Raw genomic sequence first — 12,273 nt, 5'->3', positions numbered from 1 at the left:
GCTCAGCGTAAACAAGGCGTTGTCCATGATTTCAATTTAACGATTTTACGATCAGCGTCAGGCCGGAAACCGCCAGAAAAGCGGCAAAAAAACGCTGATACTTGGCGCGGTCGAGCGCGTTGTAGAGCATCTCGTCGCTGAGCATGAACACCAACATCCCGACCAGCAGATAAACGGCCGTATGGTTGATCGACAGGTCGATTTGTTGGGCGCTGAACAGCCACAGCGTCAGCAACTGCACGGCCGCGAAGGTGGCGTAAGACGCGGCGACGGTAACTCTGGCGGCGTCTTTTTCATAGTGTTTGTGATGCACCAGCGCGGTCAACAACGAACCGCCCAAATTGCTGACCCCATGCACGATGCCCATCAGCAAAAAATACGTTTTTTCAAACGCCATCATCCGGTCGAGCATTTTGGCGATCGACGCCGAGTATTCCTTGCAGGCGATAAATAATAAAAAGACGCCGATCAGCAAACTGATGTTGATCCGCGCATGCGTCACCAGAAACAGGAACAACGCAATCGGCGGCAAAGTTAAAATCAATACGTTACGGTAAAACGCGAAATCGATATGAACATGATGCTTGATGATTTGCAACAGGTTGATGCCGATCGAAATCGGCAACAACACGACCAGAACCTCCACGAACCCGTGCCCGAACAACAACAATAACGGCGTGCCGAACAGCAAAACGCCGGCACCGAATAGGGACTGGATCATTGTGGTCGCGACCACCGTGAGCATGATATCGACTGGCATCGGCTATTCCGCTTGTCATTGCTGATGAGATCAGAGTATTGCCATACATTTTTCGATATGGCGGAGGGAAAGGTAGAAAGTTTATTTTTTATACGCCTGATCTGTCAACAATCCCTTTTTAACGGCAAGCAAGGCAACAGCCAAAGGCGGAAGATTGTTCGCAATGGCTCTAATCCTGTCTGTCGATCGGTATTCGAGCCGCTTTTTTGCTCCGGCCTTTGTTTAAGGTCGGTTTCAAAGATTTGGCGCATAGGTTATGAACGCTTTATCCAATCATACCCATTCGGCTTCTTGCTTTATCGGATCTGGAGCGGTACATTCGCAGCTACAGGCAAAAACACGGAGGTTGGCGTCATGAAATTCCCCCACATGCGACGTTTATTCATCACCTTTCTTTCCGGCCTTGCGTTGACCCGGTTCAGGATGCGGGCCTGCCGATACGCTTCCGCCGGGCCCGTATAGCGCCTCCCGGCGTATTTTCATCTCATGTATCTGCAGGGAGTCGCGGATTTTCTCGACGACATTCTCGGCGGCTTTGCGCTGATCGGTTTCAGCTCGATCGTGGGCGGGCTGCTGTGGCACCTGACGGTACTGGATACGGTCTCCGATACGCCTTCGGCTATCCCGATGCGGCGCCGGAACGCCTGGGGCATCTGGGCGGGCGCGGTCCTGCTGGCCGCAGCTACAGGGCTCGAACTGATCGTGAAAGCGGCCATTCTAGCCTCCGCGCTGGGCGAGTTTCCGTTCGCCGCCTATGCCGGCAGCATTCAATTCAAAGCCGGCGCATTACGCTGCCTGCTGGCCTTGGCGCTGGCGGGAACGGCCTACCGTTTGTTTCGTTTTCCGCAAAATGCGGCGGCCCGAAAGCTGGCCGCCATTCTGGCCGTCGCGTTGATTATCGGCGGCGCATGGCGGGCCCATGCCGTCGCCCGCTTCGAAAACCGCGCTTTGTTGATGGCGATTACGGCCGTGCATCAAACGGCGGCCGGGGTATGGGTCGGCGGTGTCCTGCAACTGCTCCTGCTGCGCGAGCTCGGGCGCCGCGATGCCGCGGCCCGGGCTTTTTGGCCGCTGGCCCTGGCGCGGTTTGCCCGGCTGGGAATCCCGGCGGTTCTCGTCCTGATTTCAACGGGACTGGTATTGGCCTGGCACTATGTGGGAAACTTGAAAGGCATGGCCGGGACCGGCTACGGCAGCCTGGTTGCGGTCAAAATCGCCTTGCTGGGATGCGCGCTGGGTTTCGCGCTGCTGAACTATCGCGCCGCGCGGCAGCCGGCCTCCGGCGACATCGAGCGTAAGACGCCGTATTACATCGAGACCGAGTCCCTGGTACTGGTCACCGTGTTGTTCATCGCCACCGGCCTGGCGTCTCAGCCGCCCGCTGCGGACATTCCCGAGGCCACGGCCAACCTGTCCGAAGTGGCTGCCATGTTCATGCCCCGCCTGCCACGCCTCACTTCCCCCAGCCATGCCGAATTCCTGGCGGGCGAAGCCGGCCGCACCGCCGTCGTGGATCAGATTCCTTCCCGAGCGGCTGCAGCCTGGTCGGACTACAATCACAACGTCTGCGGGCTGTTTATCGCGCTGATGGCGATTGCCGCCCTCGTCTCCTATCATTCCCGCTTCCGCTGGGCGCGGTTCTGGCCCCTGGGCTTCGCCGGCATCGGCCTCTTCCTGTTCTTCCGCAACGATCCCCAGGCATGGCCGCTGGGTCCGATGGGCTTTTGGGAAAGTACGCTGGGCGACGGCGAAATCATGCAGCACCGTATCACCACGCTCTCGACCTTTGCGATGGGCGCGCTGGAGCTTCGGGTCCGCAGAGGAAAGGGCGGCGCCCGGCTGCCTTATGTGTTTCCCGCTTTGATGGCGCTCGGCGCCATTGTTCTGTTTGTTCACGGCCATGCGGGCTTTGAACTGAAAAGCGAATATCTGATCCGGTCCACCCATACCGCGATCGGGTTCCTGGCGATCGTGATGGCCGGCGGCCGCTGGCTGGAACTCCGCCTGATGCAGGCGGGGCATCGGACGGAAGGGCGTTTCGCCGGCATTGCCGGCTGCCTGGCCATGCTCGCGGTCGCCGTGATCCTGCTGTTTTACCGTGAACCTTTATACTGATGATGATCCGCGCCAGACGGGGCATGTTGCCCCGTCCGTAACGTTTACCGAGTATTTCCGAATATCATCAATTGTCAGAATGTTGGGGACGGGGCTGCAAACCCATACCGTTAAGATAAGCCGGAGCCAAGCCATTCCGAATGGAGTACAAAGCTGGCTTTGTCGCTCCGTTTCGTCAGTTGCAAAGCCAGCCTTGCAACGCCTCGGGGCTCAGCTTAACGGCATGGGTTTGCAACCTCGTCCCGCGTCATCTTCGACAGGTTGCGCAGGAAATAGGCGAATCGGCCTTGCCGGTAATAGCCTTTATACTGGTAAGGGAATTATTCGGTGAAATGGATCAAGTGCTATGGTAGAATGGTCCGTTTGCTCAGAAAATAAAATAAGAATATGTTTTTAAAAGCATTTTATGAGGATCGTGACGGATTTGCCGCCATTTCCGCCGAGCGGGCGAGCCGGTTTGCCAAAGAGGTCGCTCATGATTTCAATCCCCTGCACGATGTGGATGCCAAACGTTTCTGCGTACCCGGCGATCTGCTGTTTGCGCTGGCCTTGGAAAAATATGGGCTGAGCCGGCATATGCACTTCGTCTTTTCGGGCATGGTGGGGCATGGCGTGCTGTTGGATTTTCCCGACACCGATGCCGGAGAGATCGAGGTGAAAGACAATCAGGGCAAAGCCTATCTGCAGATCGAACGCTCGGGCGGCCTGAGCCGGGATTCGGCATTGATCGAAAGCTTTACTCGCGATTATGTCGCCTTTTCAGGGCAGAACTTTCCCTATGTGCTGGTCCCCTTGCTGGAGAAAGAAAACGTGATGTTCAGCCTCACGCGCCCGCTGGTGATTTACGAAAGCATGACCCTGTCGTTCGATCATCTTGATTTTCAGCAGGCGTCCGTGGAAATGATGGAGCCGAAGATGGAAGTCAACGGCAAGCGCGCTTCGGCTTATTTACACTTTCGGATCAAGGCGGGCGAAAATAGCGTGGGCGCAGGCTTTAAAAAACTCGCGATCAGTATTCAGGGCGGTTACGAATCCGGGCCGATGCAGGCATTTGTCGAAGAGTATCTGGCCAGAAAAAACGACTATCTCGGCAATTTGCCAGTTCCGTAGTGCGTGGATGCGCTGAGCTTGCGAAGCGCATCGATCGCGCCCTTTATACCCTAAAGGGCGCTCGGTGCAGCCTATCGTCACTGCATCCTACGGGCAGGGCGAGACTACCGTTAAATAAGCGGCGAGCGAAAAAGAATCGAGGCGGTTAGAGAAACGCCGCTCCCGCAAGCTTACCCATCGGTCCGAATCGTTTTACCCTATTTTTTGACTCTCTTCGCCCGCTCCGCAGAAAACGGGAACTACCGTGAGGGAGGCACGGCAAGCCACCGGACCACCGGGGCGCCAACCGGTCTGGAAAAAGTGAATTCGGCCGGTTTGAGCACGAGCGTATCGGCAAAAGTCGTAATGCTGTCGTGCGGGGGAAATACCGTTGCGGCCGCAGCCATCGGCGATAGGACGGCGAAAGTTCCGACTCCCAGCAGCGTGGCCAGGAATCCGGTCGGCCTGAAAAAGCCGATGTCGACGGCTTTATCCCACAGGGTAATTTCTTCGGATTGTGCCGGTGTCGCGCAGACAAGCAATATACAAATTAAGAGGTGTCTGATCATATTTTTGCGCCCATCGCTTTTATTTCAGAGTTTCCGGCTGCCCGGCCGCGTCATTTTATCCGCAAACGCGGCCGGCCGATACCCATTCCGGTACACATTCACAAAAATGGCCCTGCAGTCTTTCAAGTGGTCAACCCCAAAACGAACGGCGGAAGGCGCCGGCCAGAGCAAAAGCTCCCCGAAAAGCCAAAAACGGGCCATTGCAGCCAGCACCGGACGGTATGGCAATCAACGTCGACAGGATGCCGAAATCCCGCGCGGTGTATAACCACCGGATTACGGGGGCTTTTTCAACCATCAAGGCCGCCCATTCCGTTAATTCAATCGCCGCTATCTTTTAAGCGGCTGTTTTTAAAAATATTTAGTAAAAATAAACTTTTGGCATGCTTTCTGTATCTCCTGGATGTCGGAAAAACGATTTCGATAACATCGCCATGATCGATAACGGAACCCGGCATCGATCAACTTTATCTTGTGGAACATTGAGGAGTCTTTTATGTTCAAGATCATCAGTACCTTATTAATGGCTTCCGCCATCTCTTTTTCCTCCCATGCGGCAACGGAAGACGCTGCCTCGAAACGCGAAGAAGCGGCCAAAGCCCGTGAGGAATATATAAAACACCATAAAGCCGCCGCCGAACAGTACAAGGCCGGCAAATATGAGGATGCAAGAGGGCATGCTGAAAATGCCGGCAAGGATTGGGAAGCAGCCCATACGAGATCCAAAGAAGCTGCCGAACAGTACAGGGCAGGAAAACATGAAGAAGCAAGGGGGCATGCTGAAAATGCCGGCAAGGATTGGGAAGCAGCCCATACGAGATCCAAAGCCGCTGCCGAACGCTACAAGGCAGGAAAACACGAAGAAGCAAGGAGGCATGCTGAAAATACCGGCAAGGATTGGGAAACAGCCCATACTCGGGCCAAAGCCGCTGCCGAACGTTCCACCAAGTGATTCCTGTGTCCCCGGCAGCGTAACCGCTGCCGGGGCGTTGATGAAAATGCCCGAGCATCAACGGGAGAAAAAATGCGTTTTAATGGCCGGGCAAGCGACTCAGGCAACGGCCTCTGGAGAGATGGGTTAAAAAATCACCGAAAATTCGTTGACCGGGCTGCAAAATTCTAAAGTACCGTCAATGATTTCAGACAAGTTGCGGCATCCTCAGGGATGACTACCCGAGAAGAGAGACGCAAACGATCAACAACGCCGGAGTGCTCCGTGAAAGAGAATCGCCGAACCGCAAAAACAAAAGCCGATCCGGCCTTTTTCTGGTCCATTGGCGTGGAGCGGCATCTGGTGCGGTTGCAAACCTCGGCGCAAGGCTTGAGCGGCGGGGAAGCCAGAGCACGCCTTAAACGTTTTGGCATCAACCGATTGAACGGAAAGAAAAAAACGGGGGCCTGGCGGCTGTTTTTCGCGCAGTTCAAAAGCGCCATCATTCTGATTTTACTGTTCGCAACGGGATTATCCTTTTTCCTGCATGACAAAGTCGATGCGCTGATTATTTTATCCATCGTCCTGATCAGCGGCATCCTGGGGTTCTGGCAGGAAAAAGGCGCGGCCGATGCGGTGGAAAAATTGCTCGCGCTGGTGCAAATCAAGGTCGCCGTACTGCGGGACAATACCCTGGCGGAAATTGCGGCGGATGAATTGGTGCCCGGCGATATTGTCCTGCTGAAAGCCGGCGACATCATTCCGGCCGATTGCCAGTTGCTGGCGGCCGAACATCTTTTCATCGATGAAGCGATCCTGACCGGGGAAAGTTATCCGGTCGAGAAATCGCCGGAGCTCGTTGCCGCCGATGCGCCGCTCGGCCGGCGCAGCAATGCGTTGTGGATGGGAACGCATGTGCAAAGCGGCGAGGCGAAGGCCTTGGTTATCGCGACCGGCCGGAGTACCGAATTCGGCAAACTGTCCGGACGCCTCAAGCTCAAAGCGCCGGAAACGGAATTCGAACGCGGCGTCAGGCGCTTCGGCTATTTGCTGATGGAAGTGACATTGATGCTGGTGATCATGATTTTCGCGGTGAACGTTTATCTCCATAAACCGGTGATCGACTCCTTCCTGTTTGCGCTGGCGCTGGCCGTCGGGTTGACGCCGCAATTGCTGCCCGCGGTGATCAGCATCAATCTGGCGCACGGCGCCAAGCGCATGGCGGCCGAAAAAGTCATCGTCAAACAGTTGGCGTCGATCGAAAACTTCGGCAGCATGAACGTCTTGTGTTCCGATAAAACCGGCACTCTGACCGAAGGCAGGATTCAGGTGCACGGCATCCTGGACGTCGAAGGCAATCCCGGCGACAAAGTCTCGCGTTTCGCTTATTTCAACGCCTACTTCGAAACCGGCTTCAACAATGCGATCGACCAGGCGATCCGGGACTTTCGCAGTTTCAATGTCGAGAATTGCCGCAAATTGGCCGAAGTTCCTTATGATTTTTACCGGAAGCGCTTGAGCGTGCTGATTTCCGATGCCGGCGCGAACGTTCTGATTACCAAAGGCGCGCTGACCCATGTACTGGACGCTTGCTCCCACAGTGAAAACCCCGACGGTACCCTGACCGATATCGAAGCGGTGCGCGAGTCGATTCAACAACGCTACGAACTGTTCAGCGCTCAGGGACTTCGCACCTTGGGCATTGCCTATAAACCGCTGTCCGAAGTGCCGGAGCAAGTTAAAGACGAAGAACGGGGGATGCGTTTTTTGGGTTTTCTGACCCTTTTCGATCCCCCTAAAAGCCACTGCGCGCAAACGATCGGCCGGCTCAGGCAGCTCGGCGTCACACTCAAAATCATCACCGGCGATAACCGGCTGGTGGCCGAAACCGTCAGCCGGCAATTGGGACTGGACACCGCCGAAATGCTTACGGGGCGGGAAATCGAACAGATGAGCGGCAATGCGTTGATCCATCGGGTGGCCGGGATTAACGTCTTCGCCGAAGTCGAGCCCAACCAGAAAGAGCGGATTATCTTGGCCTTGAAACAGGCGGGTTTTGTGGTCGGTTACATGGGCGACGGCATTAACGATGTCTCGGCCCTGCATGCGGCCGATGTGGGCATTTCGGTCGACGGCGCGGCCGACGTCGCCAAGGAGACCGCGCAGATCGTACTGCTGGAAAAAGATCTGGACGTCCTGATCGAAGGCGTCAAAGAGGGGCGCATGACCTTTGCGAACACATTGAAATACGTCTTGATGGCCACCAGCGCCAATTTCGGCAATATGTTCAGCATGGCCGGCGCTTCGTTGTTCCTGTCTTTTCTGCCGTTATTGCCGAAGCAGATTCTGCTGACCAACCTGCTGACCGATATTCCGGAAATGACCATCGCCTCCGATAATGTGGATGCCGACATGGTGACCCAACCCCGGCGCTGGGATATTCGATTCATTCGCAAATTCATGTTCGTCTTCGGCCTCGTCAGCTCGCTATTCGACTATCTCACCTTCGGTTTGCTGTTATGGCTGGAAGTGCCCTCCACGCAATTCCGCACCGGCTGGTTTTTGGAATCGGTCGTGTCGGCCGCCTTGATCGTATTGGTCGTTCGCAGCCGCAAGCCGGTCTTCAAAAGCCGGCCCGGCAACGCTCTCTTAAGCGCGACTTTGGCGATCATCGTTTTGACGATCGCCTTGCCTTATCTGCCGTTCGCCTCATGGATCGGCTTTCAGCCGCTTCCGCCAACGATCCTGGCTTTGCTGGGGACTGTCGTGATTTTCTATATCGCGGCCGCCGAAGCCGCCAAGCGGATATTTTATCGCTTCGTCAAAATTTAAGGAGTCCCTTCATGATGCCGTTGCCCCGATCCCGCCTTACCTGGAAATTAGCAGCACTCCCGGTCTTTGTCGCGCTGGTTTTGCTGCTGGGACACGAACTCGAACTCTATCTGCCTGATGTGGAAGTCTGGATCCAGGGCTTCGGCGTGTTCGCGCCGTTGGGCTTTATCCTCCTGTTTACGGTGCTTACGCCGGTTTTTGTGTCGGTGGATGCGCTCTGTTTGGCGGCAGGGGTGTTATTTCCCCTTGCGACCGCCGAAACGGTGGTCATTATCGCCACTTATCTGTCGGCTTCCGCCATATTTTTTCTGGGGCGGGATTTTTTGCGGGCCAGGGTTGAGACGTTCCTTGCCGGACACCAGCGCTTTGCCGCCCTGGACAAGGCGATCAGCGGAAAGCGGGCCTTCCGGGTCATGTTTTTATTGCGCCTGACGCCGCTCCCTTTTGCCATGCTCGGTTACGCTTTATCGGTTACGGGGGTCAAGTTCCGGCCCTATTTAGGGGCGACGACCGGCATTTTGGTTTACAACGCCAGCCTCGTCTATTTCGGTTATGCGGCCAAGCATTTAACGGGCCTGGTTCAAAACCGGCCTGCGGCCGGCTTTGTTTCCTACGGTTTGCTGGTCTTGGGATTAGGGGTTTCGGTCGCGGTATTGATCTTTATTGCAAAAATGGCAGCCAATTTATTGAAGGAATTGAGCTTGGAAAATTCCGCGCATTGAAGCGGAAAAGGCGATAGGCCTCTCGCCCAGCGGCTTTTAAATCTTCGGAGAATCATGATGGCAACTCGACGCAATCCCGGGCTGATAACCAAAGTAATCATCATCGGTATCGTAATAGCGGTTCTCAGCTACCTGTTTCATCCCGAGGTGGGCCGGTTGAGCGTGACGATCGATGGCCAACCGGCCGCCGACCCGCTCGTCCGCATCGCCGCCATCCCGACCTTTCTGGCGATTGCAGGGCTCGCCGTTATCCTGACGATCATGCTGTTTCTAGGGATCGGAATGTTCATTTTTCTGGGCTCGCTATTGCTCGCTTTAGCGGCTTGCTTTATGTTGGCGCCCTATTTCTGGCCGGTACTGGCGATCGCTTTCCTGTTAATCGCGGTGATGTCGATCAGCCACGAAAGATGACGCGCTTTGAGGCCGGATTTTCTCTCCGCAAAAACGGCTCGCCGTCCCCCACCGCTACCCGATACCGACTTTCTACGTGTGCTTCCGCACAGACGCCTTCAAGCCGGCTGTCTTAATCTTCAGCTTGAGTAACCCGGCATGGTATTTTGCAACTGCCGATAAATCCTGAAACGGGATGACAGGGGCGAAAAACAATCCGCTTGGGCAAACGGTTCTGCCGGAAAACGATGCCCGCCAGCTTCTTGCGATGCACCGATCGCAGCGAAACCGAACCATTAGACAACAAGGATCCGTCATGAACAACGCCGAATACACGTTAGCGGCCCCGCGCCGCCCCCAGAAGATACGCAGCCGCCGCTGGCGGTTGCCACGCTTCAGCCGGATACGGACGGCTGCCCTGATCCTGGGAATCTCTCAGTTTTTGCTGCCCGGGTTAAACGCGGTGGAAGCGGCGAAAGCCGATAAATTGAACGGCCATGCCGTCGTTTTGGATAGCGGCAAGAAAATCATACCGTGGACGCCCAATCCGGCGCACGGCTATGGCGAGGTGATGGCCAGGGCCTGGGATTATTTCCTTAACCGCGTTCCCAACGATCCCGCTACCGGGAAGCCCGCCTACTTCAGCCAAAGTTATCTCAATCCCGATACCCAGCAGATGGCCAACTGGCCGCACAATCCGGCGGGACTCTACGCCATGCTGATAGAATCGGCGCTGAAATATTATGCGTATTCCGGCAATCTCGCGGTCATGCAAAAGGTCGAGGAATTGGCCGTTCACCAGTTGGATAACGGCATGACGCCCTCCGACTGGGTTTGGAGCAGTGTGCCCTATGCCAGCGGCGATGCCGGTTCTCTGACCTATCGGGGAGCCGCCTACGGGGACGAGTCGGGCCGCGGGGACGGAACCTTCTATCTCGAACCGGACAAAGTGGGCGAATTGGGTTACGGCTGGCTGCAGCTCTACCGGTTTAGCGGGAACGTCCGGTATCGGGATGCCGCCATCCACGCGGCCGATGTGCTGGCAAGCAAGGTACGGACCGGAGATTCCACCCAATCGCCCTGGCCGTTTCGCGTCCATGCCCAAACCGGGCAGATCCGGGAGAACTACTGCGCGCAGGTAGTCGGTGCGATCGCACTGTTCGATGAACTGATCCGGTTGACGCTGGGCAATACGGCCGATTACCGGACGGCGCGCCAAAGCGTGTGGAACTGGACGATGGCCTTTCCGATGCAAAACAATGTCTGGGCCAACTATTTCGAAGACATCCCGATTCAAACCGACCTCGGCAACATCAACCAGTTGAATCCGATGATGCTGGCCCGTTATCTGATGGAGCATCCGGAAAACGACGCGAACTGGGAAACCCATGTTCGCGGCCTGATTGACTGGGCCGAGAAAAACTTCGCCGACCCGCAATACGGCGCCAACATCATCCGGGAACAGGAGGAATTCCAGCATCCGATGGGCAGCCACACCTCCCGCTACGCCTCGATCAACGCCATGCTTTATGCGCGAACGGGCGATCAGGTTGCCAAGGAAAAAGCCTACCGGGCTTTCAACTGGGCGACTTATATGGCCAGGCCCGACGGTGTCGTGATCGATGGCCCGACCGTGAACAGCCAGTGGTTCACGGATGGATACGGCGATTATATCCGCCACTTTATGACCGGCTTGCAGGCGATTCCCGAATGGGCGCCCGCCGGCGAAACCCATATCACCGGCTCGTCGTCGATCGTCAAATCGGTGAGTTACAGCGCCGCCGGGGTGGACTACGTTACCGCGGACGCCGCATCGACCGAAGTGCTGCGGGTCGCCTTTGTGCCGTCCGGCGTGTCGGTTGACGGCCAACCGCTCGGCCAGCGAAAGGATTTGGCCGGGCCGGGCTGGACCTTTTCTCAGGCAACCGGCGTGATGCGTATCCGGCATGACAAGGGAACGTCCGTAAAAATTAACGCGAGTACCGGTTCCGGGAATAACGGCCTTTTGGGTAGCTGGAACGCCTACAGCCAGTCCAAACTGAAGGTCTGGCGGCTCGGCTCCAGGTCAGGCGCAAACGATTCGACCTTACAGTTCAACGACGATGGAGCCTTTACGCTAACCGAAACCGAACCCCTGCAAACCTATGTTTATACCGGCCATTGGGTGCTCGTCAACGGAAAGAAGCTGACCTTGGAGCTGGACCAGGCCGGCCAGTCGGAACTCATGCGCCTGTGGACGAACCGGCTGGAAGAAGTGGCGGCCGAAAAAAGCCTGTCCCTGGACGACGTCAACTTTTCGGGATTAACCTTTGCCTTGTCCCGGCCCCGCATTCCCAAGAATAAACGCGTGCCCAAAACGGTTATTCTCAAGGCCAGAGGCTGGATCAACGCTTCCGCGAATGGCCAGGAGATTAAGAGAAGGTTCGCATACAGAAACCGCATAACCTTTTTGCAGGGTTAGCCCGGCGCCAACCGGCCGAACCCTTCCCGCCGATAGCGGTAGAGAGCCTCGCTGGACGAAGCCCGGACCGTCCCCGCGAATCGCTTCGCAAAACAACGGCACAGAGCATAACGGAGGGCGATCCCGAGCTTCTCGTTCGACAAAATAGCTTGGCCGGCCTTGTAAGAAAATGGTTCCGCGCATCAACGAACTTGTCAAAACTGCCATCAGCCTGCATTTCTCCGATTACGCTTCGCTAATCGGAGCTACGGCCCTACGGCCCTTGCAAAAACAGGCCGGCCGCGTGCTCCGCTCCCAATGGCGGAACCGGTAAACCGGTTCCGCCATTTTAAATTCTTAATTGCTTCCCCTACAGGTTGTGTTATTATCCCGGTCAGTTAGAAAATCTAAACGGCCAGATAATT

Annotated in this window: 9 protein-coding genes; 7 read left to right on the top strand and 2 right to left on the bottom strand. The window is 56.1% G+C overall.

The genetic code is table 11. The features are described 5' to 3' along the window. Positions 1-31: 31 nt before the first annotated feature. A complete protein-coding gene (locus CC94_RS0108125; RefSeq protein WP_031430440.1) occupies positions 32-760 on the bottom strand; it encodes a TSUP family transporter in 729 nt (242 codons plus the stop codon). Between the two features lie 486 nt (positions 761-1,246). Here CC94_RS0108125 and CC94_RS0108120 point away from each other — a divergent pair, with 486 nt between their 5' ends. Together CC94_RS0108120 and CC94_RS0108110 are read left to right on the top strand one after the other, a co-directional pair. Further along, complete coding sequence (locus CC94_RS0108120; RefSeq protein WP_031430439.1) at positions 1,247-2,875, top strand: copper resistance D family protein; 1,629 nt, start codon at positions 1,247-1,249, stop codon at positions 2,873-2,875. 387 nt (positions 2,876-3,262) lie between these two features. Further along, complete coding sequence (locus CC94_RS0108110) at positions 3,263-3,985, top strand: DUF3581 domain-containing protein (RefSeq protein WP_005368777.1); 723 nt, start codon at positions 3,263-3,265, stop codon at positions 3,983-3,985. A 239-nt stretch (positions 3,986-4,224) separates the two neighbouring features. Here CC94_RS0108110 and CC94_RS22230 read toward each other — a convergent pair whose 3' ends face one another. Next, positions 4,225-4,533, bottom strand: coding sequence for a hypothetical protein (locus CC94_RS22230; protein WP_005368776.1), 309 nt, complete (start codon positions 4,531-4,533; stop codon positions 4,225-4,227). 496 nt (positions 4,534-5,029) lie between these two features. On the opposite strand from CC94_RS22230, the gene CC94_RS0108095 reads away from it, so the two are divergent. The 5 genes from CC94_RS0108095 to CC94_RS0108075 all read left to right on the top strand — a co-directional run bounded on the left by CC94_RS0108095 (position 5,030) and on the right by CC94_RS0108075 (position 11,869). Further along, positions 5,030-5,485 carry a hypothetical protein gene (locus tag CC94_RS0108095; RefSeq protein ID WP_005368774.1) on the top strand — a complete coding sequence of 152 codons (456 nt, stop codon included), beginning with the start codon at positions 5,030-5,032 and terminating at the stop codon, positions 5,483-5,485. 264 nt (positions 5,486-5,749) lie between these two features. After that, entirely contained in the window at positions 5,750-8,296 is a 2,547-nt protein-coding gene (gene mgtA, locus CC94_RS0108090) for a magnesium-translocating P-type ATPase (protein ID WP_005368773.1), read from the top strand. Positions 8,297-8,307: 11 nt separating this feature from the next. After that, the gene (locus CC94_RS0108085; RefSeq protein ID WP_005368770.1) at positions 8,308-9,018 is read left to right on the top strand and encodes a TVP38/TMEM64 family protein; all 711 of its coding nucleotides are present in this window, start codon (positions 8,308-8,310) and stop codon (positions 9,016-9,018) included. A 57-nt stretch (positions 9,019-9,075) separates the two neighbouring features. Continuing rightward, on the top strand, positions 9,076-9,429 hold the full coding sequence (locus CC94_RS0108080; RefSeq protein ID WP_031430435.1) for a hypothetical protein: 354 nt from the start codon (positions 9,076-9,078) through the stop codon (positions 9,427-9,429). A gap of 295 nt (positions 9,430-9,724) precedes the next feature. After that, a complete protein-coding gene (locus CC94_RS0108075; protein ID WP_005368768.1) occupies positions 9,725-11,869 on the top strand; it encodes a hypothetical protein in 2,145 nt (714 codons plus the stop codon). The last annotated feature ends 404 nt before the right edge of the window (positions 11,870-12,273 follow it).

The organism is Methylomicrobium agile, assembly GCF_000733855.1.
GTDB lineage: Bacteria > Pseudomonadota > Gammaproteobacteria > Methylococcales > Methylomonadaceae > Methylomicrobium > Methylomicrobium agile.
The sequence above is the reverse complement of the archived record's forward strand: the minus strand, read 5'-3'. Positions and strand labels throughout refer to the sequence as shown.